Source organism: Arthrobacter sp. D1-29 (assembly GCF_054130585.1).
Map to the genome: position 1 here is coordinate 4,099,992 of NZ_CP096383.1, position 22,419 is coordinate 4,122,410.

Here is a 22,419-nt window from a genome sequence, read left to right on the forward strand (position 1 = left end):
GATCCACGGTTCAGCCCCTGCTTTCGGTGCGTGCCGGCTTGTCGCGGTTCAGGACGTCCAGGCCGAACGCCATCGCCAGGTTCTCGGGCTGCAGCACCAGTTCGGGCGCACCGTGCATCAGGACCCGGCGCATGAGCAGCACGGCTTCGTCGCACAGTTGCGGGAGGGCGTGCAGATCGTGGGTGGAGATGAGGATGGTGCAGCCGTCCGCGGCGAGTTCGCGCAGCAGCCTGGTAATGGTGGCCTCGGAGCGTTTGTCCACGCCGGCAAAGGGCTCGTCCAGGAGCATCATGGTGGCGCCCTGGGCAATTCCGCGGGCCACAAAGGCACGCTTTTTCTGGCCGCCGGAGAGCTGCCCAATCTGGCGGCCGGCATACTCCCCCAGTTCCACCCGGTCCAGTGCTTCGTCGACGGCGGCGCGGTCCGCCTTCGACGGGCGCCGGGTGAACCCCTGGTGCCCGTAGCGGCCCATCATCACCACATCGCGGACAGAAAGCGGGAACTGCCAGTCCACATCCTCGCTCTGCGGCACGTAGCCAATCCCGCCCTCCTTACGCGCCCTGGAAGGTGACTGGCCGTTGATCAGGACACGGCCGGCGTCGGGCTTGATCATCCCCATAATGACTTTGAACAGCGTGGACTTTCCGGAACCGTTCATGCCGATCAGGCCGCAGATCCGGGCAGCATCCAGTGTGAGGGAGGCGGAGTCAAGCGCCAGGACCTGACCGTAGTGGACGGTCACGTTCTCCACGAGGATGGCTGGTTTGTTCATGGTAATCATTGTGCTGCAGTAGTGGACGCCCCTGTAAGCGCCTTAGTGATGACCTGGGCGTCGTGGCGGATGAGGTCAAGGTAGGTGGGAACGGGACCGTCGGCTTCGGAGAGCGAATCCACGTACAGGGTCCCGCCGAACTTGGCGCCGGTGGCGCCCACAACCTGCTGCATGGGCGCGTCTGAGACGGTGGATTCACAGAAGACTGCGGGGACCTTGTTGGCCTTGACGTACTGGATGGCCCGGGTGATTTGCTGCGGCGTGGCCTGCTGCTCGGCGTTGACCGCCCAGATGTAAACCTCGTGCAGGCCGGCGTCGCGGGCAAGGTAGGAGAAGGCGCCTTCGCAGGTCACCAGGGCGCGCTGCGCCGCCGGCACGCCGGCGAGGCTCGATCTCATCTCGTCCTGCACAGCCTGCAGCTCGGCTTTGTAGGCGTCACCGTTGCTCCGGAATTCCCCGGCATTATCCGGGTCCAGTTCGGAGAAGGCCTTCACCATGTTGTCCACATAGATCTGGACGTTCACCGGGGACATCCAGGCGTGCGGGTTGGGCTTTCCCTGGTAGGAATCCTCGCTGATGGACATCGCCTGGACACCGTCGCTCACCACGGCATGGGGAACGTCCAGGCCCTCCACGAACTGCCCGAACCAGGCCTCCAGGTTCAGCCCGTTGTCCAGGATCAGGTCCGCCTTGGAGGCCTTGCGAATATCGCCGGGCGTGGGCTCGTAGCCGTGGATTTCGGCTCCAGCCTTGGTGATTGACTCCACGGTCAGCTTGTCCCCTGCGACGTTGCGGGCGATGTCCGCCAGCACAGTGAAGGTGGTCAGCACCACGGGTTTCTCCCCGTCACCGTTGGCGGACGTGTCGCCGGGTGCGGCGCCGCCACAGGCGGCCAGGGAAAGGGACAGGAGGACGACGGCGGCGGCACCGATGGCGCGGGACGCCACCGATCGCCGGGCTGAGGTTCGGCGGACTACTTTGGCGCACCGAAACAGAAAGTTAGGCATACCGAATATTCTACGGGACGCCGAAGTTGGACTGCAAACCTGCGCCCGTCCGCGCAGGCCTCCTCTACCCCCAACTGGGTCGCGCTAACTGTCGTTATGGACCCCCAAAACGACAGTTAGCGCTACATAGTTGGGGTGGGGATACGCTGAAGACATGGCTACACAACGTCGGAGACCACCTCCTCCGCAGCCTGAGCTGTACCGGTTCTCCGGCCTGGATTTCACCACCGTGGGCCTTTACGTCGGCCTGGCTGCCTTCATCGCCCTGGCCGGGCAGCTGCTGCTGCCACTCCTGCGCCAGCTCGGACCCTCCCGGCTGGCCGCTTCATATGGCCTGACTTTTGTTTATTTTGCAACGGTCGCGGTGCTGGCCCTGCTTGCTGCGCGCAGGGTAGTGGCCAGGGACCTCCGGGTGCTGGCCACCCGCCCGTGGTTCACCTTGTTCATTGTGCCCGCCACTGTAGTGGCCATGCTTATTTTCACCAGCCTGGTGGCGGCGGCAGTCGGTGGAACGGAGACTTCAGAGAACGAGGCCGTGTTCAAGGAGCTGATGCAGCGGTTCCCCATTTGGGTTACGGCTCCCCTGGTTGTGGTGATTGTCCCGTTCGTGGAGGAGTACCTCTTCCGTCACCTGCTGATCGGCAAGCTGAGCCGGCGGGTCAACATCTGGTTGTGCTCCGTAGTATCCGCGGTTCTCTTTGCCGTCCTGCATATGGTGGGCCAGGACGCTATCACTGTCGCAGTGTTGCTGCCTTACCTGGCAGCGGGCAGCGTGCTGGTTCTGGTGTATCTGTGGACGGGTAAGAATTTGATGTTCGCCTACTTCGTGCATGCCGCCAATAACCTGCTTGCCCTCGTCATCGCCTACGCCATTCCGCCCGAGGTCTACGAGCAAATCCAGCAGGTGCAGCCTTAGGAGGAAACGGAGATCCCGCGCAGGGTGAACGTGTGGCTGCCCCGGGTCCGGCCTGTGATGTAGACCTTCACCCCTTCCGTTGCATTCGTTCGATTGAGGTAGCGGTAGGCCTCCCCGGGGTTGTACACCGGCGGGTTGTCGGGGTCCGCTGCGTTGCCCGGACCGAACTCGATGACGTGCCCGCCTACGCGGTAACTGCCTGTTCCTTCCACGAGCTGGAAGGCATCGGGACTTCCGGCAGGCTCAACACCGTCAAGCTCGCCCCCCGGCCTGAATGTCAGTTCCAGGGCGAAGGACGTGTCAACGCCGTCAAAGCCGATCTCCAGGACGATTTCATTCCCGCTGACCTGGACCGCAACAGCCGTGGCGAGGCTGTGAACCACCGCCGGCCGGCTGGCAAAGTCCATGCTGGCACTGAAGCGGCCCTCGTGGGTGAGGCTGTAGATGCCGTCGCCGCGCTGCTTCTCCGGTGGAAGCGGCAGATAGAAGTTGGCGGCAAGGCTTTCGGACAGCGATACCGTGGAATTCCCCCCGGCAGCCGTCTCCTGGCTCCGGAACGGGCCGAGATCAAAGAAGCTCCGTGACAGCCGGACATCGCTCAGGACCGCCGCGCCATGTTCTAGGCGGAGGAACGTGGGGTTGGCGGACAGCCCTGAAACCACACCCGGCACCAGCTCGTCGCACCCGCCATAAACGGTGGTAACTGTCTCCCCTCTTCGGAACCGGTACAGGCCGCAGCTGTCCAGCGAGGCCTCAGCGGGGGCCAGTGCGTCCGGCAATGGATCGTAGGCGCCAGCGTGCGCGGCCATATCGCCCGCGCCCGCATCCGCCCCCGCGCCGGGCAGGGTTTTCGTCAGCCAGGGATCCAGCCGCATCCGAGCGAGCAGTTTGTCAGGTCCGTGCAGCGGGAACTGCTCCAGCCAGCGGGCGGCGGCGGTGAAGTCTTCCCGCCCGTCCTGGTTGGCCAGCCGGCGGTAAAGCATCAGGAAGACGGTAGCGTCAAAGGTCAGCCATTGGTCCTGGCGCCTCGAGAAGACGGATTCCACACTCCCGTCCGGATTGAACCAGGGCAGGAAGGCTGCCAGGTTCCGGCGGACATGGTCCAGCAGATCGGGCCTGCCGGCATTGTCTGCGATGGTCAGGAGCGACGGGTTGGTCACCGCCGTGGCATACAGGGGGCTGCGTTCGGAATACATGCCGTCCGGAAGCTGGTCGATCCCTTCGGCAAGCCATTGCCCGATGCGGGCCTCTATCTCCGGCTGGGGCGCATCCTCGCGGAGCTGGAGCTGATGGATCTGGGCCAGAGCGGCAGAGAGTTCCCAACGGTGGTTGGGGGTGTGGACCCCGCCGTCTACCAGGGACGCCGTGGCACGGGCAACGATCAGCCTGAGCCTGCTGCGGACGTCCCGCCAAACGCCGTCCCACAAAACGCCACCCTGCACCCCGCCGGCCTGCGCCCCGCCCGCCAGGGAGTCCATCAGGCCCAGGGCCAGGCAGGCGTCATTGATGGTGAAGGCCGAGTCCGGCGGGGAGCTCAGGTTGGTGCCGTCAAAAAGGCCGGCCGGGCCCTGGAGGCGTTCAAGCCGGTCCAGGCATCTCCCCATCGGTTCCTGCAGCCCTGATTGACCGTAATAGGCGGACCCCGGCTCGGAAAAAACCGTCACCAGGGCCAGCAGGCGGCTCATGGCGCCGCGGTGCGGAAGAGCCGCAACACCGCCGTTGGACGTTTCAAGGAGGGTGCCAACATGCCTGTCCGCTTCATCCACCACCCGGCGAAGAAAAACGGTATCGATGGCCGAATCCGTCTGCTGTTCGTTCAACATTCCATCTTTTCCAAGCGGCAAGGGAGCTAGTCCTTCAGGCCGGCGCTGACGTCGGCGTTGAGGACGTATTTCTGGAACACGAAGAACACCAGGACCAGCGGCAGGATGGAGATCACCGACGCGCCGAGGAGGACGGGCCAGTCGATGTTCTCGGCGCCCACGATGCTCCGCAGAGCCACCTGGAGGGTGTACCACTTGGGATCGTTCAGCACGATCAGCGGCCAGATGTAGTCATTCCAGCGCCACTGGAACGAAAAGATAGCCAGCGTGAACAGGATGGGCCGGGACAGCGGCAGCATGATCCGGAAGAAGATGGTCAGCTCGCTGGCACCGTCAATCCGGGCTGAATGCAGGAGGTCATCGGGGACCGTCAGGAAGAACTGGCGGAACATAAAGACGCCTGTGGCCGTGAGCACTGAGGGCACAATGATGCCCGACAGCGAGTTGTACAGGCCCAGATCCCGGATCACGGTAAACGTGGGGTTCAGGATCACCTCGGTGGGCAGCATGGTGGTTGCCAGGATGCACACGAAGAACAGGCGCGTGCCTGGGTTGTTGTACTTGGCCAGGGCATAGCCTGTGCAGGCGCTGAAAAAGACGGTCAGCACAGTGGTGACCAGCGCCACGGTGGCGGTGTTCAGGAAATACTGGGCAAAGTCCACGCGCTCCCAAGCGTCAACAAAGCCCTGGAAGGTCCATTCCCTCGGGATCATGGACAGCGGATACGTGAACAATTCGCTGCCCGGCTTGAAGGAACTGAGGATGAACCACAGCAGCGGCAGCGCGTAGATGGCGACGATCAGCCACATGAGGCCCGTCAGCGGCGCGGACAGTTTGGTCCGCCCGTTCCGCATGTTCCGCTGGTCCGCGGTGCGGGCGGCTTCTTCGGCCCCGATGACGGCCACTTCGTCCGAGACGGGAGGCAGGTTGGCAGCTGTTGCCATGGGTCAGCCCTTCTTCTTGTTGAAGCGAAGCTGGATCAGCGCGATAGCCAGCAGGACCACCATCAGCACCATGGACGCGGCGCTGGCGTAACCCACCTTGGACTGCTCAAAGCCGGTCTTGTAGATGTACTGGACGATCAGGACGTTCTCCGTGCCGGGACCGCCGTTGGTCAGCGCCTGAATCATGGCGAATTCCTTCATCGCATGGATCGTTGAAAGCAGGATGACCATGAACGACGTCGGGGCGATGCCGGGCAGTGTCACATGCCGGAACCGTTGCCAGGCGTTGGCCCCGTCCAGTTCGGCAGCCTCCAGCAAGGCTTCGGGAATGTTCTTCAGCGCTGCGATGAACAGGAGCATGTTGAAGGCGGTTCCGCCCCAGGCCGCGGCAAAGATCACCACGGTCAGGGCCAGGTTGGCGTTGCTGGACCACGGCAACGGGCTTCCACCCAGGGCGGAGATCACGAAGTTGACGAACCCGAAGTCCTGTCCGAACATCCATTTCCAGATGACACCCACCACAATCGGGGAGATCAGCCAGGGCAGGAAGATCACGATCTTGGCAGCGGTCCGCCCCCTGACGGCCCTGCTCACAAGGAGGGCCGCAACGCCGAGGGAGGAAACGTAGATCAGCGGCACCGACAGCAGGGTGTAGAGGAACGTGCGGGTCAGTGCAGCGTAAAACGTGCTGTCCGCGAAGAGCTTCTGGAAGTTGGCCAAGCCAATGAAGTTCAGCCTGCCCACACCGCGGTAGTCCGTGAATGAGTAGATCAGGCCCAAGGCCCCGGGCCAGACGAAAAACACGAGGAAGAGCACCACGTTGACCCCGATGAGGATCAGCGGGGCAATGACGTAGCGGTTGTGGCGCTTCTGCTGGGACTTGCTCCGCACGGCCGGCGTGCGGAGCGTCTCAGGCGTCAGCGTGGATCCCCTGGTTGGAGTAGCCACGGCTTAGCCGCCGTTGTAGAGCTTCACGATGTTATCCACCGTGGTTTTGGCGTCCTGGCTGCCGCCGAGCATCTTGACGGTTTCCTCACGCAGCGGGTCCCCGGAGAACGGGGTCTCGGCGTATGCTTCGGCCACCACCCGCTTGATGGCATTGTCACCCTTTGCCTCATTGCCGGCGATCTGCTTCTGGTACAGCTCGAAAGAGGCCTGCTGGAACGGGTACTCCACCTTCAGGTCTGCCTTGACGGGCAGGTAGCCGCCGAGCTTAGCGAACTCCGTGTAGTTGGCGTCATCGTAGAACCACTCGATGAACTTCTTGGCTTCCTCGTCGGCGCCGGTGTCCTTGAAGGCGACCATGAAGCCGCCGCCGAGGTTAGTGGCGCTGACTTCCTTCTTGGGCAGCGGCACGGAAAGCCATTCGAAGTCCTTGATGTTCTTGTTGAAGTCGGCAACCTGCCAGCTGCCGGAGTAGTACGCCGCCACCTGGCCGCTCTTGAACATGGCGTTGCCGTCTTCGCCGCTGAGCCAGACGGACTTCGGCATGGTTTTGTCGTCGTTGATCTTTTGGAAGTACTCCAGCGTTTCCACGGCCTTGTCGTCGCCGGCGTACTTGTCGCCTTCCTTGGCGAAGGCGCTGCTGCCGAACTCGTACATCATGGCGCGCAGGCGGTGGCCGGACCGGTCCATGACCACGCCGTACTTGGCGCCTGCCTTCTCGCGGACCTCCGTGACGGCCGCAACAAACTCATCCCAGGTCCAGGCGTCCTCAAGAGCGGAGGGGTAGGCCACGCCGGCTTTGTCGAAGAGGCTCTTGTTTACAAACAGTCCGACGGCGGTGAGGTCGGAGGGGATGGCCGGAATGGTTCCGTCCGGGGCCTCCTGCAGGAACTTTTCGTCGATGTTCCGGGACTTGGCGATGTCTGTCAGGTCCTGGAGCTGGTTGACCCACAGCGGGTCAATGCTGGTCACACGCGCCAGGGCCGGCAGGTCGTTGGCGGTGGCGGCGTTCTTGAGCTTGGTGGTGATGTCCGCCGTGGGGACGTCCACCACTTCGATGGTGATGCCGGTGGCTTCCTTGTACTTCTTGGCGGCTGCCGCAAACGCGCCGCCCTGGTTGGTATCGCCGGAGAGGATCAGCTGAAGGGGCTTTGAAGGATCTGCCGTGCCCCCTCCGCCGCCGCTTCCACAAGCGGTAAGCCCCGCGGCAAGGGCCGAAAGGCCAAACGCCGTCAGTCCGAACTGCCTGCGGCTGATGCTGGAGATTCTTGTCTGCTCTGACAATGCTCTGTCCTGTCTCTTGCGGGGCGTGGGCCGCTGCCTGCGGACCGGGCTGGGTAAAAAATGGAGGGACGCGGAGGCCACCCTGCCACTGGTTGGGAAAAGCCTTTCCCTCGCCCCCATACTGTGACTTATGTCATGACAATCTGTCAAGCGAACGTACATGCATTTGTCCACCTGAAGAAGGGAGCCTTGGCCTACCGGCCGGGCCTGCCGCCGTCGTAGGTTGGGTCCATGGGACTGAACATTCAGATTGTCACCGACTGCAGTAACCCGCACCAGCTCGCTGATTGGTGGGCCGAAACGCTTGAATGGGAGGTGGAGCCGCAGGACGAGGCCTTCATCAGGTCAATGATCAACCAGGGGTTTGCCACGGAGGACCAGACGCTGGTCCACAAGGGCAAGCTCGTCTGGCGCGAGGGCTGCGCCATCCGGCCGCCGGAGGAGCTCGAGGCGGCCAAGCCCACCAGGCGCCTCCTCTTCCAGACTGCACCCGAAGGAAAGACCGTCAAGAACCGGGTGCACTGGGACGTGGACCTGGACGGGCGGGACAAGGATGAGGTAAGAAAGGCACTCGAAGCCCGGGGAGCCACATTCCTTTGGACCGCAAGCCAGGGCCCGCATTCCTGGCACACCATGGCGGACCCCGAGGGCAACGAGTTCTGCATCAGCTGAGCCGATTACTAGACTTGTCCGGTGAGCAACCAATTCCCCGCCAAGGTGTCCGACGTTTTTGATCCTTCCCGCTGGCGCACCGTGTCCGGCTTCGACGACTTCCAGGACATGACGTACCACCGCCAGGTGGAACGGGGAGCCGACGGCTCGGTGATCAGGGACCTGCCCACGGTCCGGATCGCGTTCAACCGTCCGGAGGTGCGCAACGCCTTCCGTCCCGGCACCGTGGATGAGCTCTACCGCGCCATGGACCACGCCCGGATGACGCCGGACGTCGCCACCGTGCTGCTCACCGGCAACGGACCTTCGGAGAAGGACGGCGGCCACTCGTTCTGCTCGGGCGGGGACCAGCGGATCCGGGGCCGTGACGGTTACCGGTACGTAGTACAAGACACAGGCGATGGCGAGACGACGGAAACCATCGATCCCGCGCGTGCCGGCCGGCTCCACATACTGGAAGTCCAGCGGCTCATGCGCACCATGCCCAAGGTGGTCATCGCCGTCGTCAACGGCTGGGCGGCCGGCGGCGGGCACTCCCTGCACGTGGTCTCGGACCTCACCATCGCCTCCCGCGAGCACGGCAAGTTCAAGCAGACAGATGCCACCGTGGGCAGTTTCGACGCCGGCTATGGCTCCGCGCTGCTGGCCCGCCAGATCGGCCAGAAGGCCGCCCGGGAGATCTTTTTCCTGGCCCGTGAATATTCCGCTGAGGACATGGTTCGGATGGGCGCCGTGAACGAGGCCGTGGACCACCACCGACTGGAGGACGTTGCACTGGAATACGCGGCTGACATCGCCCGCCAGTCCCCCCAGGCCATCCGCATGCTCAAGTTCGCCTTCAACCTCGCCGACGACGGCCTTGCCGGCCAGCAGGTCTTCGCAGGCGAGGCCACCCGGCTTGCCTACATGACGGACGAAGCCGTGGAAGGCAAGGAAGCGTTCCTGGAAAAACGCGACCCCGACTGGTCCCGTTTCCCGCACTACTTCTAAGGCAGGACTTCCATGACTTTCGAACCCATGAATCCAGGCCCCATGAACGCTGGCCCCGTGGACATCGACCCTGCTCTCAAGGCACTCGCAGCTGCGCTCCATGGCGAGGGCCCCGCCGTCGAACTTTCCATTGGCCCTACCGGGAACCTGGTGGTGGGACACGTTGAGACCCCCGGCTGCGACGACGCCGTCGCCGTGGTCCGCACGTCCGGATCCACCGGCGCCCCCAAAGCCACCATCCTGACGGTGGAGGCCCTGGCGTCGTCCTCCATGGCAACGGCCCTGGCACTGCGGGGCGAAGGCCAGTGGCTCCTGGCGCTGCCCGTGCAGTATGTCGCGGGGCTGCAGGTCCTGGTGCGCTCGCTGTTTGCAGGCACGCGTCCATGGGTGATGGACATGTCCGAAGGCTTCACGCCGGAGGCCTTTACCGCCGCCGCGCTGGAGCTGACGGACAAGATAAGGTTCACGTCGCTTGTGCCCACCCAACTGCAGCGGCTGCTGTCCTCGCCGGCTCCCGAGACGCTGGCTGTGCTGCGCCGCTTCAACGGCATCCTGCTCGGCGGCGCCCCGGCGTCGGCGGAACTGCTGGAGGCAGCACGTCAGGCCGGAGTCCGGGTCATCACCACCTACGGCTCGGCCGAAACCTGCGGTGGCTGCGTGTATGACGGCGTGCCGCTGGAAGGGGTGAACGTCCGGGTGGAGGAGGACGGCCGCATCCTCCTGGGCGGTGACACGATAGCCGCCGGCTACCTTGACTCGCCTGAAGGCACCGACACGTTCTTCGAGGAGGACGGCGTGCGCTGGTTCCGTACCAGCGACCTGGGCATCCTTGATGCTGACGGACGGCTGACGGTGCTGGGCCGGGCCGACGACGTCATCGTCACCGGCGGCGTGAAGGTTTCGGCCGCGCACGTCCAGGCTGAGCTGGAAAAGTCCGACGGCGTCCTGGCGGCTTTTGTGGCCGGCGTCCCGTCAGCGGAATGGGGCGAGGCCGTGGCCGCGTATGTCGCACTGGCCGGACATCCTGCCGGACATCCCGCCGGGTCTGCCAGCGCGGGTGACGATCACGGCGCCGGGGATCCCGCCGTCGTCCTCGAGCAGGAGTGGCGCCAGGCCCTGGGACTCCTCGCCCCCAAGACAGTGCTCGCCGATTCGGCGCTTCTTATGTTGCCAAATGGGAAGCCGGACCGCCTGGCTATGACGGAGCGGCTCAACGCTTTGCATCAGGGAAAGTAGAGTAGTCCTGCACCTCCCGGCCCTATCGGGACCGGCTGCACCGTCACTGATTCACTGTTTTTCCGACCCAACACGAGGTACTCACCGTGGCCACAGCCGCACAATGGATCCAAGGCGCCCGCCTCCGCACTTTGCCGGCGGCGATCGCCCCCGTACTGATCGGCACCGCCGCTGCATTCGAAATGGATTCGTTCCGCCCGGTCAATGCCGTGCTGGCCGCCCTGGTGGCGCTCCTCCTGCAGATCGGCGTGAATTACGCCAACGACTACTCAGACGGAATCCGCGGCACGGACGAGGACAGGGTCGGCCCGCTGCGCCTGGTGGGCTCAGGCGCTGCCCGCCCCGAACAGGTCAAATATGCGGCGTTTGGTGCGTTCACGGCGGCCATGGTGCTGGGTCTGGCGTTGGTGATCATCACGCAGAGCTGGTGGCTGATCCTGGTGGGAGTAGGGTGCGTCCTGGCTGCCTGGGGCTACACCGGCGGCAAGAACCCTTATGGCTACAAGGGCCTGGGCGATGTGTTTGTGTTTGTGTTCTTTGGCCTGGTGGCCACCCTGGGCACCACGTACACGCAGGCCGGGCAGATCAACCTGGCGTCCATCATCGGCGCCATCGGGACCGGGCTGATTGCAACGGCGCTACTGATGGCCAACAACGTCCGGGACATTCCCACCGACATGCGGGCAGGCAAGAAGACCCTCGCTGTCAGGCTGGGTGACAAGCATGCCCGCGAAAGCTACGTGCTGATGCTGGCCATTGCGATCCTGCTGGTGATCATCCTGGCCCCGGGACGGCCTTGGATGCTCATTGTCCTGCTGCTCATTCCGGCCTGCCTGATGCCGGCCTGGCTCATGATTAATGGCCGCAAGCGCAAAAGCCTGATTCCGGTGCTCAAGCAGACCGGACTGATCAACCTCGGCTACAGCGTGCTTTTCTCGCTGGGCCTTGCCCTCAGCCACGGGTTCTAGGGCCAGTCCTCAGCTGTTATGCAGGCCCTTTGGCCTGCTGTCCTTGGCCCTGCTGTTTTGGGCCGGGCTTGCGGGCCTGGGGTCTGTGGCATCCGTACGGATGACAGCGTCCGGGTTCGCGTCCAGAACGGAATCCTCTGCCGCGGCATCCTCCACCTCACCCGCCGAGCGGAGCGGCTTCGCCTTGCCGGAGAACCGGTGTTGGAGAGCCATGGCGGCCTCATCCCGCTGTTTCTGGAAGAACAGGTAGCTCACCGCGAACGCGATCAGGGCCGCGCAGACGACGGACATCAGCGCACCCAGCCCCAGGAAATAGAAGAGCAGGAAGAGCGGCGCGAAGAGCGCCAGACGGATCAGGGAATATTTCAAAAAGGCCACTATTCAAGTTTAGCCGCCGCTCGCCGAAGGCCCTGCCCCGTCCGAACGATAGACTTTATGCATGCTCTTCCGTGTGGCTCTCGCCGTCGCAGTACTCGCCATTTTTGTCTATGGCCTGGTGGACGTGATCCGCACTGACGGACGCCTCACCCGGGGCATCTCCAAACCCGCCTGGATAGTGGTGATGATTGTCCTGCCGGTGGTTGGGGCCATTCTGTGGCTCCTCATCGGCCGCCCGCGCGGCACTTCCCAAGTCCGGCAGAATTACAGCCACCCGACAGCTCCCGACGACGACCCCGCCTTCCTGCGCAACCTCGAAGTCCGGCGTCGCAATCAGGCCGAAGCCGCCCGTCTCCAAAAACTCAAGGATGAACTGGACGCACAGGGGGCCAGCCCCGAAGGCAGCGGCTCAGCGGGGCCAGGCACCTCCGGCTCCGCAGGGTCCGGCGGCGGCTCTACAGGCTCCGGCCCAGCCGGTTCCGGCGGTCCAGGCTCTGGCGGCTCAGGATCTGGCGGCTCAGGCACCCCTGGTTCAGGACCTGGCGGCTCAGGTTCTGGCGGCTCAGGTTCTGGCGGTGCAGGTTCTCGCGGTGGAGGCGCCCCCGGATCAGGATCCTCAGCTTCGGGAGACTCCGGTTCAGGAAGCAACGGCGCTGCCGGTAAGCGCAACGGCCCGCTGGATGAAGAAGGCGCCGGCGGTGCCGATGCGGATGCACGCGATACTGATGAACTGAAGTAGGCACCATGGCCCAGCGACCCGACGGAGAACACCAGCTACCGGCTTCCCAGGCCCAACCTCCGTCAGGCGAGCCGCCTGCCCCTGCCACCCATCGTTCGAGTCAGCCCGCCAGCCCTGCGGCTGGGTCTCCGGAGCCAGCCAGCCAGTCCACTGGCAGTCATGCGGCCTGGTCTCCAGGTCCAGCCGGGACTGCCGGCCAGCCTCCCGCCAGTCCCCCTCCCCGGCCAGGGTTGTCCTACTCCGCCCCCGCTCCCATAGTCGTGATCCAGCCGCCTCCGCGCATGGTGAGGCTGGCCAGGACTCTGTGGGTGTTGAGTTTTCTGTGCGGCCTGGCGGTGCTGGCAGCAGCATTCTTTTCGCGGGACGCCCATTTGGAGCGCCTCCGCGGTGTAGTGGACCAGATGGCGCCCGGCGCCGAAGCCGATGCCCTGACCACGTCGGTGGCCATCGTGTTCTGGGGCAGCGTCGGCACCCTGCTCCTGGTGATCCTCCTGGAGGCCATGACCCTGGGAAGTGCCATGAACCAGCGCGGCTGGGCCCGCTGGGTCATGATTCCGCTGCTCCTTGGCCATGTGGGCGCCATGCTGGTGGCGGGGTCGTTCCTGGTACCTGCGAACGACTCTGGCAGCTACGTAGTGCTGCTCTGGGCCGCCCAACTGCTCCTTGCCTTCGCCGGGCTGGTGCTGCTCTTTCTGCCTTCCAGCGCAGCGTGGTTCCGCTCCCGGCAGAGGCTGTAAATCACACCCGTCAACTGCAGGAAAGATCCTCTACCGGTACTTGTGCCTAGCGGTTCAATTGAAGTGCAGCGCATTCGGCGAGAACACCCTCACAGCTTCGCATCACCACACGGCATACGTCCGCGGCCGATCGGTCCGTCACGGGGCTTTCACTCACCATCCGCCACCGTTGCAGGCACCTGCGCGCCTCAGCGCTGATCTCCTCCGGGCCTGACTCCGGCTGCAGGCAAAGCCGAAGGCGTGGTGCCGTTCCCCAGCCGCCCACCAGCCGCTCCGCTTCTTCGGCCAAATCATGGTTGAGCGCCACTCCGGTGGTGCGCAGGGTTGCCAGAAGGCGGAGCTCGCGGAACTCATGCGCATTGACCTGTATTCGCTCCAAAGCCGCCGCCAATTGTCCTGAGCCGTCCCGTGGCGAATCTCGAAGCAGTGCCTCAACTCCCACCAGCGCAGTCCGGGCTTTGAGCGTATCGGCCCGGGCCTGGAATTGGCGGTTCAGCATGTCAAGGAGCGGATCCAGGCCGCTCCGGCGTGCCAGTTCGTGTGCCAGCGGGGTGGGCTCCGTGAAGCCACTCCTGATGAGCACCACGCCCAGCCTGATGCCGAACAATCCAAACCGCGCCAGGAGCGAGGCCCGCGCGTCCTGATCCAGTCCCTCAGGCACGGAAGCGCGCAGGAACCTGTCTGCTGAGAGCAGTATCCGTTCCCGGGCCGGCCGGTCCATGCTGGCGAGGAGCGACAGGGACTCGAAGTCGGACTGCCGCAGGCTGCGGGCACTCTGCGCCAACAGCCCGGCCACCGGGACCACCCCCAATGCCAGCTTGCGCAGGCTGTGGTCCCGACGGTACCTCTCTGCAATATCCCCGGCGGAAAGCAGCGAGTCGATGCGGCCGGCACCGATCTCATCTGCCCGGGATAAGACAGCCAAGGCATTGACCGTCCCGGACCTTCCCGCCTCCGTGTCTTTGAACGACTCAAGGAACCGAAGATCCGCTGCATGCATATGCCGCATGAGGTATATGACGGCGTCGGCTTGGGAGGGAGCATCGGCAGGGGTTAGGAAGCCGGTGGACAGGGCCGATACCTTCTCAGACAGCGAGGCGATCCCGGGAGTATCAATAAGGGTGACATCGCGGAGGTTCCGGGACGGCCAGTCAACCACCAGCCGCTTCACATCCTCTGCGCCCATCCTGCCCAGGACGAACACCAGCCGGCCATCAACGCGTTTGACGGGCAGGGCCAGCGGCTCGCCCTGCACGGGATACATGGTGATGCGAGGTGTTTGCCCGAAGCGGTACCAGGTGATGATCTTCGTGGATTCACCGGTGTCGGTGGGGGCTATCTCCTCGCCGATAATCGCATTGAGCAGGGTGGATTTTCCTGCCTTCACCATGCCTGCCACAGCGATCCGCAGCGGTTCGGCCAGCCGGCGGGCATAGCCTTCCAAAGCCGCAGTGGCTGCCGGATCATCACGGTAGACGTCGAGGGCCTCCTGCACGAGGTCGGACACCTCTGTGATGGTCTCTTCCGTCATGCCGAGACCACCGCCGATTCGGTGGCGAGTACTTCGGCCGCGCCGTGCAGGGCGTCCACCCTCGTAAGTTCAGCCTTGATCTCCCGGATGCGCAGGTCCTTTTCCAGCGTGAACGTGGTGGCTGCCTTTTGGGCCGCCGCCACAGAATCCGCGAGCGAACGGTGATGCTCGTCCGCGATCTCCGTGAAATGATCCCGCGTGGTCCGCTGGACCATCCTGAGCCTGTCCTTGAGCTGCTTCCCGACCTGGAAGACAACATCGTCAACCTGGCGCCGGACCAGTGCCTTTGCTTCGCCCTGGCGTCGCTTAAGCCGGGCCTCCTGGTCCTCGCGGTATGCCTTGCGCCCCAGCAGCAAACCAGCACCCACCGACAGCGGATTGATGAGCGCCATGCCAAAAATCCCGGTCAACAGGCCGAACATGAGCACTCCGCCATATGACCCGCGCATGCCAATGAGGACCTTTTGCATGGGCTTGATGTGCCCATCGTCCAAGGTCGGCATCTCGTCCACGGGGTCCAGGGCGTCGCCCGTATCGGCCACATGCAGCACCGGCAGGGCCACCTCGTCCTGGGAGAAGTGGCCCGCCACCTGCGCTGCCAGCCACTGAGCCCGCTCGCTGGTCCAAACGAAGGTGTCCGACACGGCGGCAGCGACACACTCTTCAAGCCACAGTGAAAACTCCGGCCAGGTGGGGCCAGGGTCCCCCTGGTCAATGGCCGTCTCAGCTTCCCGTTGGATGCGGCGCAGCCGGTCCCGCAGGTCATACTCCATGTCCGCTATCAGGTCGGTGATGCCGTCGTTGAGGGTAAGCTGCCAGCGGGCCGACCGTTTGCGCAGCTCGTCGGCCTGCGCTTTCGCCTCTTCCAGGCCGGCAATCATCTGCGGTGTGCCTTCCGGGTCCTCCAGCGCTCCCAGTTCAGATTGCAGGGAAAGTCGCAGATTCTCAGCCACCGACAGCAGGTCCTGGCTGACGGACCGGCGCTGGATGCGTTCTGCTTTCCCTACCACCTCCTTCCTGAGGTGGGCCACCAAGTCCGCGAAGCCCGATTCAGTGTTCAGTTCGACGTCCCGCAGACGCGCGGCCTCAAGCCTGAGGTCGGAGGAGACAGGGAAGATGGGGATATCCGGCGCCACTTCGGCGAGGTGGCCGCGGTCCAGTTCCACCACGCGGCGCCAGTCCGGATAGAGGTCGGTCTTGGACACCACTCCAATCACGCTCGGCGTGATGCGCATGGCCTGGCGCAGGAATCGGATTTCAGGTTCGGTGTACTCCTGTGATGCATCGGAAACGAACAGCATGGCATCCGCTGAAGGCAGGGCGGTCAGGGTAGTCAAGGTATGCGTGGACGCCAGTCCCCCCACGCCCGGCGAGTCGATGACCGTCAACCCACCGGTGAGTACTGTGCGGGGCAGGAACACTTCTGCCGCTACGAGCTTCTTTCCATTTCCGGGATTCCCGCGTTCCGAGACATAGACGGCGAGGTCTTCAATGTTGATGGGCTGACGCTCCAGTGTCCCTTCCTCGCCGGGTTCAGCGTCAGGCCTGGGCAACAGTATCGACGCCGAGGCGCTGTCACCGTGCCGGACGACCGTGGGGACCGAGGTGGCAATATCGTCGTCGACGGGGCACACCGGGGCGTTAACCAACGCGTTGATGAGCTTGCTTTTGCCCTGTTTGAATTCGCCCACCACGATCACGCGGATGCTGGGATCCTTCACGCGGCGCAATGTCTGGTCCAGCCGCCTGCGAAGGTCTGCCCTGTCTCCTGCCCCCACCAGCTCAATGCCCTGCTCCACGAGCTTCGCCAGTTCGGCTGACCGCATGGGCTGGATGGGTTTGGCATCGCCTGCCTGGCTGGCAGAACCCGCCGGACTTACCCTTGTTGCCAGCCCCCCGGATGGTTGCGTTTCAGCCACGATCTGTCCTTCGCGTCAAGACTATGAATGCGTACGTACGGTGGGCGGGCAAGTGCCCGGCGGGAGGTTGTTGGTCCCCCTGCCGGGCGCTTTCCCACTGCCGGGCGCTGACGCTTAGCCCGCTTCCGAGTCATTGATAGCGGTGTTGTTCTCAATCTCGACGTCGTTGTCCTTGATGACCGTGATGTCGTCGATTTCGGTGTACTCGAACTCGTTCTCCGCCACCACCGTGTTGCCTGCAACAACGGTGTTGTCCTCGACGTTGGTGTAGTCGATGTTGTTGTCTTTGACGACTATGTTGTCCTCGATGTTGGTCTTGGTTGTGTTCGTCGTCGTGTTCGTTGTCGTGTTTGTTGTCGTGTTGCCCACGTTGTTCAGGTTGGCGTCCACGTCAACCGACTTGTCAACGTAGGTGTTGCCCACGTTCTCCAGATCAGCCTCGATCTCGACCTCCGTCGAGTGGTCCTCGTTGAAGGAACCCACGATCGTCTTGGAGTTGTCGGTGTTTCCAACATTCTGCAAGTCAGCATCGACATCGATTTCGGTGTTGCCAACTACTGCGTCACGGCCGGCGTAGATCGAGTTGTCTGTGGAGTGATCCACCGAGTTATCCGTGTTGTACGAATCCTCCACATTGAAGGAATCCTCGACGTCGATGTCGTCACCGGCCGCCATGGCCTGGTCGCCCGAGGCGATGATGGCATCGTTGTCGAAGAACTGCCTGACATCGCCGTCGGCCCAGATGTTCTGGTTGACTGACTGGTCGGTGATCGTGTCCCGGTCATCCACTGTTGTGGTGTAGGAGTAGTTGTTCACGACGTGGTGCAGCTGCTGTACGGCGTGGGCGTGGTCCTCGTGGTGTCCGCCGCCGCCACCGCCGCCATGTCCACCGCCGTGTCCGGGGTCACGACCGCCGGCGCCGCCGCTGCCGCCATTGTGCCCAGTCCAGGCGGTGTTGCCACCTGTGTTGTACTCACGGTCAAACGAGGCAGCGTTGACCGTGATGGGCGCGTAATCCAGGACGACTGGCATCGCTGCGTCCACATCTGCTGAGCAAACACCGCCAAGCCCGGCATCGTCCAGTGCCTTTTCCGGATCATTCAGGAATTCCTGGGCGGCGACAGGGTTGTTGAACAGGCTCATCAGGAACTGGACGAGCTGATTTGCGAGAGTAGGCATTTGGGTGGACCTCATATCTTCTCTAAGTTTCGGATCGCTCGGCGTCCTCGCCGGGCTTGAATCCAACGTACGGTCCCACCCAAAGACCGGGCATCGGGTTCGGGCCCCCTACCGGACGGCCCCCAGCTAGGGGATTACCTGCTTCCGCTTTAGGGGCCATAGGGGATCACTCCGGCGGCGAGTGCTCCGGGCCCAGGACCAGCCGCAGCCGAACCAGGAGATCCGAGCGGTTTTCAGCCCCTAACCGGCGTCGGATCCGTGCCATGTGGTGCTCAGCCGTACGGGGCGAAATGTAGATGGTCTCCCCTATTTCGCGGTAGGTCTTGCCCTCCAGGACCAGCCGGGCCACTTCCTTCTCACGTTCGCTGAGGACGGGGGCGGCCGGCTGGCGGACCTTAACTTGTTCTGGAGCGGCATTTTCACGGATCTCAGAAGGTGAAGATGCGGCCGACGCCGGCGCCGGGCTTACTGTCCCGGTTCCGGCGGAGCTTGCCTGCGGGTGCAGGTCCCGGGCACACGCCAGCAGCCTCACCATGTCCCTCCGGTCATCAGCCCGGGCCGCTGCGTGGCCAGCCAACCGTGCACCTTCCCATGGCATGCCCACAGCATTCAGGCCGTGCGCGGCCTGTTCCACGGCAGCAGCCTGAAAGCGGCCCGCCAGGACTGAAACCCATGCCTTGCCCGCCGCCGCGAGCACCGCGGCCAGATGGCTGTGGCCTGCTGCCCGCACCAGGCTTGAGGCATGCGGCGCCAAGGCAGCGGGGCTCTCGTTCAGCAGCGCAGCTTGGACTGCAGCCCAGTGCAGCGGTACGGCCCAGAGCGGAGGCTCGCCAAGCCTGGCCAGCAGTTTCCAGGCCTCGTCAAGGTAAGGCGACACCCGCCGGCTTTCCCGCAGTCGGGCACCGGCAATCATGAGCTCACCCCACGGCAACAAGCTATAAAGATCCACCGTGGTGTGCAGCATTGCCTCGCGCGCACGTTCCCAAGCCATGACCAGGTCATGGACCTCACCGCTTCTCCGGGCGAGGCCCACTTCCAAGGTGGCGCAGAGGAACTCATCGCGCGGTACAAGTGGCCAGTGGTTCGCTTTCGAGGCCTCGTTGATGGACAGCCGGGCTTCGTCTGGATTGTCCTGCTGCATGGCTGACCAGGCCTGAAGCAGGCATAGCCGTGGCTTGGCGGCATCACCTCCCTGCCCGGCAGCGATAGCTGATCGGAGGATGGTGTCTGCAAGGTGGGGTTCCCCGGTGTGCAGCGCCAGCAGAGCGGCCAGCGCCCCGGGGGTGTCCGGAAGCGGGGGTGCCACTCCAGCTGAGTTCAGCATGTCCGAAGCATGAATCAACACGGGCAGCCCCTGATGGGGTTCACCGGCAAGCGACTCAAGGATGCCTTTTCCCATCTGGCTCAGCGCCACACCCAGCAGTGTGGGAGAAGCAGGCTCTGAATCCGGGGAAAACATGGCCTCGGCACCCGCCCGGTTACCGCATCCCACCAAAGCCACTGCGGCCAGGGGCGCGGAAGGCCCCACTCCCTCCTTGCCAAGCCAGCTGTAGACGTCGGCGCCGCGGGCCAGCATGCCACGCTGCGCCCATACCGCGGCGGCAACGTCCACGCCCAGGCGGAGGCCGGGAGCATGCGGCGCCACCAGAAGTTCGTCAACGATGCGTCCCGCGGCATCCAGGTCCCCCATGGCCGCAGCAGCCTGCGCACGGCGGGCTGCTGTGGCCAGCTCATCGGCTCCCGCCAGCAGGGCTTCGCCGTAAAGTTGGGAGGACAGGCCCGGATCATGCTCGAGCGCTTTGTCCGCCGCTTTTTCAAGTTCCGCCGCCACCCGTGGATCGGCCAGGCCGCTCCGTGCCAGTTCGCGGGCAAACTCACCCAATGGCCGCCCCTCCGCGGCGAAGTTTGATACGAGTTCCTTCTGCAGCGCGTGGATCCTGGCCGTAGGTGTAACGGTCAGGAGAGCATGCTGTGCGGGACCTACTACTGTGCCGCCCGGCCCCAGCAGGCCTGATGCTTCTGCCCTGGCCACCAAGGCGTCGATGCCCTCCACTTCGGGGCTTTCCAGCCTCCGTTCCAGTTCCCGCGGCAGTGGGCCTGGCAAGGTGAAGCCAACCGACAGGGCGAGCAGGAGTTCCCGCACCGCGGCATTTTCACCCCGCAGCTGCTTGGCCATGTACTCGGCACTGCCGTGCATTGGGGGCTGAACCCTTGGCTCCTCCGGCATAGTGCTTTCAGTGCTTTCAGTGCTTTCAGTGATTTCGGTCTGCACCCCGTTCTGCAGCCCGGCCTGTGATAGCGGGCTGGAGCTGCTTGCGGGGCCTGTCAGCGGGGGGCTCGGCCATTCCTCCATGCCATGGCCCTGGACGGCTCCGGAAGGCGACGTATTGTGTCCGGTCATGGTTACACCGCCGGTTCTGACGCTGGCATCGGATCCGCAGGGGGCGGGGCAGGGGCAGTGGCGGTTGGTGCCACCGTAGCGGGCGCCGGCTCTGTAGCAGGCGGGGGTGCCGTGGCCGGCGGCGGTTCGGTAGCCGGCGGCGGTTCGGTGGCCGGCGGTGGAGTCACCGTAGCGGGTGGAGGAACCGTAGCTGGTGGAGGTTCGGTAGCTGGCGGGGCCGTGGTGATTGGACCAGCTGTGGCCGGATCCGACGGTGTGGTGGGAGAAGCGGTGCCCGCTGCCGGAGTAGGATCAGCCACTGCCGCCGCGCCCCCGCCTTCACCCAGAGAAGAACTGGCAGCACCAATGGCTGTGCCATCCCCGGCCGGTTGGGACGAGGGCCCGGAGGCTGGACTGCTGGTGGGCAACGCCGCCTGCGGGCCTGCACCGCCGGAAGGCTGGCCGATGCTCCGCTGTGCGCTGGCCTCAAGCCCCGGCTGTGGTGCCTGCGTCCCCCCGGTGGCATCGCTGTCAGCTTCACTGGTGCCGGTGGACCCGTTAGCATCCGGCCCCGTCCCGGCGCCCGCTTCCTGCGGAGTGAAGATCCCCGTGAGCGTGCCCAGGCCCTCCGGACTTTGGGCCGCGGTGGCAGTCAGCACAGTAAAGAGCGCCGCCACTGCAGCGACGGCGGTCACACGCACTGTAGGCCTGTTAGCGTGGGTGCCCGGCCTGCTGTCGTCCGGCTTTCGGGACCAGCTGGCGCTGCGGCTGCCTCTGTGGGCTGCCAGCGCTGCGCCAGCAGCCGCGGCCACTCCCAAGGCAGGCTCCTGGCCAGTATCCGGCTGCGCCGCAACAACCTGCTCCGCAGCAACAACCCGCTGCGCATCAGCATCCCGCTGCGCTGCAGCTTCCTGCGCCCGCACAGCTGAGACGGCGGCCCCATAGCAAATGGACGACTTCGGATCCGCGTCCACGGCTATGGGCCTGTCCAGCGTTTCGGAAAGGAGCTGCGCCACCAGGGGGATGCGGGAGGATCCGCCGATCAGCAGCACAGCCGACAAGTCCCCGGCGTCCAGTCCCAGGTCCTGAAGGGAGCGCTCCAGTGCCTCCACGGTTTCGCGGACAGGCTCTTCAATCATCGCCTCGAACTCGGACCGGACCAGCCGTACCTGCTGCTGTACACCCGGCAGCAACACCGGGATGCTTGCCTCGCTGTCAGAGGAGAGGGCTTCCTTGGCTTCCACGCATTCGCGCCGCAGCCGGGCCAGCGCTGCACGTGCGGCGGGTAATTCCGGGTCCAGGCCGGCGAGGGCGGCACCCGTGTGTTCGGCGACATGGCGGAACACGGCTGCATCAAAATCAGCGCCACCCAGGCCCTCAATTCCGTGGGGGCTGCCGAGGAATTCGAAATGGCCCGCGCCGGCCTTCCTCAGGATGGCGGTGTCGAATGTTCCGCCGCCAAGATCGTAAATGGCAACGGTGCTGCCGTCCTCCACGCGCACCTGCGAGGCGTAGTGCAGCGCCGCGGCTTCGGGCTCGCTGATCAGCGTGACGGAAGGGAGTCCCGCTGAGGACAGGGCATCCAGGATGCGCGTGGTGCGGTGTCCGCCCCACGACGCCGGATGGGACAGGATGATGTCCGACGGCGGCTCCCCCTCGCGCTCCTGCGCCCGGTCCACCACCCAGCGGGTCATCGTGGCGAAGACGTCCTCGGCAGGCAACGACAGGGTGCCCACCGAAATCGGTACGGCGTCACCCACCCGCCGTTTGAACTCGCGCACCACCCGTTCAGGGGAGTCAAGACCCCGGCGCTCGGCGGCCTCCCCCACCAGGATTGGCCCCTCTTCCGGATAAAACACCACAGACGGCACAGCCGTTCCGCGGAGCCCCAGCGGGAGGCTCTCCGGAACACGCGGAGCATTCTGATCACTTCGGCTAACTGCAGCGGCCGTAAAACTGGTCCCGACATCGATGGCGAGAACGTAGCTCATAGGTACCT

18 protein-coding genes and 1 pseudogene are annotated in these 22,419 nt (G+C 64.5%); 7 read left to right on the top strand and 12 right to left on the bottom strand.

The window, feature by feature from the left end; all coding sequences use genetic code 11:
- Positions 1–10: 10 nt before the first annotated feature.
- Together M1E17_RS18625 and M1E17_RS18630 are read right to left on the bottom strand one after the other, a co-directional pair.
- Positions 11–772, bottom strand: coding sequence for a metal ABC transporter ATP-binding protein (locus M1E17_RS18625; protein ID WP_457963408.1), 762 nt, complete (start codon positions 770–772; stop codon positions 11–13).
- A gap of 5 nt (positions 773–777) precedes the next feature.
- Positions 778–1,779, bottom strand: coding sequence for a metal ABC transporter substrate-binding protein (locus tag M1E17_RS18630; RefSeq protein WP_457963409.1), 1,002 nt, complete (start codon positions 1,777–1,779; stop codon positions 778–780).
- 154 nt (positions 1,780–1,933) lie between these two features.
- Here M1E17_RS18630 and M1E17_RS18635 point away from each other — a divergent pair, with 154 nt between their 5' ends.
- Positions 1,934–2,695: a CPBP family intramembrane glutamic endopeptidase gene (locus tag M1E17_RS18635; RefSeq protein ID WP_457963410.1), complete on the top strand. Its 762-nt coding sequence runs from the start codon at positions 1,934–1,936 to the stop codon at positions 2,693–2,695.
- Here M1E17_RS18635 and M1E17_RS18640 read toward each other — a convergent pair.
- From M1E17_RS18640 to M1E17_RS18655, 4 genes are read right to left on the bottom strand one after another with little or no spacing between them, the layout of a single operon-like run.
- Complete coding sequence (locus M1E17_RS18640) at positions 2,692–4,518, bottom strand: hypothetical protein (protein WP_457963411.1); 1,827 nt, start codon at positions 4,516–4,518, stop codon at positions 2,692–2,694. The genes M1E17_RS18635 and M1E17_RS18640 overlap by 4 nt on opposite strands.
- Before the next feature lie 26 nt (positions 4,519–4,544).
- Positions 4,545–5,462: a carbohydrate ABC transporter permease gene (locus tag M1E17_RS18645; protein ID WP_457963412.1), complete on the bottom strand. Its 918-nt coding sequence runs from the start codon at positions 5,460–5,462 to the stop codon at positions 4,545–4,547.
- 3 nt (positions 5,463–5,465) lie between these two features.
- A complete protein-coding gene (locus M1E17_RS18650; protein ID WP_457963413.1) occupies positions 5,466–6,410 on the bottom strand; it encodes a carbohydrate ABC transporter permease in 945 nt (314 codons plus the stop codon).
- A 3-nt stretch (positions 6,411–6,413) separates the two neighbouring features.
- Entirely contained in the window at positions 6,414–7,691 is a 1,278-nt protein-coding gene (locus M1E17_RS18655) for an ABC transporter substrate-binding protein (protein ID WP_457963414.1), read from the bottom strand.
- Positions 7,692–7,922: 231 nt separating this feature from the next.
- Between M1E17_RS18655 and M1E17_RS18660 the strand changes: the two genes are divergently transcribed.
- From M1E17_RS18660 to M1E17_RS18675, 4 genes are all read left to right on the top strand, one after another.
- Positions 7,923–8,363 (top strand): VOC family protein, encoded by a 441-nt coding sequence (locus M1E17_RS18660; protein WP_457963415.1) that lies wholly within the window; start codon positions 7,923–7,925, stop codon positions 8,361–8,363.
- Positions 8,364–8,384: 21 nt separating this feature from the next.
- Entirely contained in the window at positions 8,385–9,353 is a 969-nt protein-coding gene (locus M1E17_RS18665; protein WP_457963416.1) for a 1,4-dihydroxy-2-naphthoyl-CoA synthase, read from the top strand.
- Positions 9,354–9,365: 12 nt separating this feature from the next.
- Positions 9,366–10,589, top strand: coding sequence for an AMP-binding protein (locus M1E17_RS18670; RefSeq protein ID WP_457963417.1), 1,224 nt, complete (start codon positions 9,366–9,368; stop codon positions 10,587–10,589).
- 86 nt (positions 10,590–10,675) lie between these two features.
- A complete protein-coding gene (locus M1E17_RS18675; protein WP_457963418.1) occupies positions 10,676–11,557 on the top strand; it encodes a 1,4-dihydroxy-2-naphthoate polyprenyltransferase in 882 nt (293 codons plus the stop codon).
- A gap of 9 nt (positions 11,558–11,566) precedes the next feature.
- Here the strand turns inward: M1E17_RS18675 and M1E17_RS18680 are convergent, their stop codons facing one another.
- Complete coding sequence (locus M1E17_RS18680) at positions 11,567–11,935, bottom strand: DUF4229 domain-containing protein (protein ID WP_457963419.1); 369 nt, start codon at positions 11,933–11,935, stop codon at positions 11,567–11,569.
- 61 nt (positions 11,936–11,996) lie between these two features.
- Between M1E17_RS18680 and M1E17_RS18685 the strand changes: the two are divergent.
- Both M1E17_RS18685 and M1E17_RS18690 read left to right on the top strand, forming a co-directional pair.
- Positions 11,997–12,344, top strand: a pseudogene (locus tag M1E17_RS18685) (PLDc N-terminal domain-containing protein); the annotation flags it as partial.
- 638 nt (positions 12,345–12,982) lie between these two features.
- On the top strand, positions 12,983–13,411 hold the full coding sequence (locus tag M1E17_RS18690) for a hypothetical protein (protein ID WP_457963420.1): 429 nt from the start codon (positions 12,983–12,985) through the stop codon (positions 13,409–13,411).
- A 46-nt stretch (positions 13,412–13,457) separates the two neighbouring features.
- Here M1E17_RS18690 and M1E17_RS18695 read toward each other — a convergent pair whose 3' ends face one another.
- From M1E17_RS18695 to M1E17_RS18715, 5 genes are all read right to left on the bottom strand, one after another.
- Positions 13,458–14,942: a dynamin family protein gene (locus tag M1E17_RS18695; protein ID WP_457963421.1), complete on the bottom strand. Its 1,485-nt coding sequence runs from the start codon at positions 14,940–14,942 to the stop codon at positions 13,458–13,460.
- Positions 14,939–16,768, bottom strand: a complete 1,830-nt coding sequence (locus M1E17_RS18700) for a dynamin family protein (protein WP_457967835.1) — start codon at positions 16,766–16,768, stop codon at positions 14,939–14,941. The genes M1E17_RS18695 and M1E17_RS18700 overlap by 4 nt, the downstream gene beginning before the upstream one ends.
- A 207-nt stretch (positions 16,769–16,975) precedes the next feature.
- Positions 16,976–18,040, bottom strand: coding sequence for an IniB N-terminal domain-containing protein (locus M1E17_RS18705; RefSeq protein ID WP_457963422.1), 1,065 nt, complete (start codon positions 18,038–18,040; stop codon positions 16,976–16,978).
- A gap of 166 nt (positions 18,041–18,206) precedes the next feature.
- Positions 18,207–20,237, bottom strand: a complete 2,031-nt coding sequence (locus M1E17_RS18710) for a LuxR C-terminal-related transcriptional regulator (protein WP_457963423.1) — start codon at positions 20,235–20,237, stop codon at positions 18,207–18,209.
- Between the two features lie 206 nt (positions 20,238–20,443).
- Positions 20,444–22,411, bottom strand: a complete 1,968-nt coding sequence (locus tag M1E17_RS18715; protein WP_457963424.1) for an Hsp70 family protein — start codon at positions 22,409–22,411, stop codon at positions 20,444–20,446.
- Positions 22,412–22,419: the final 8 nt, after the last annotated feature.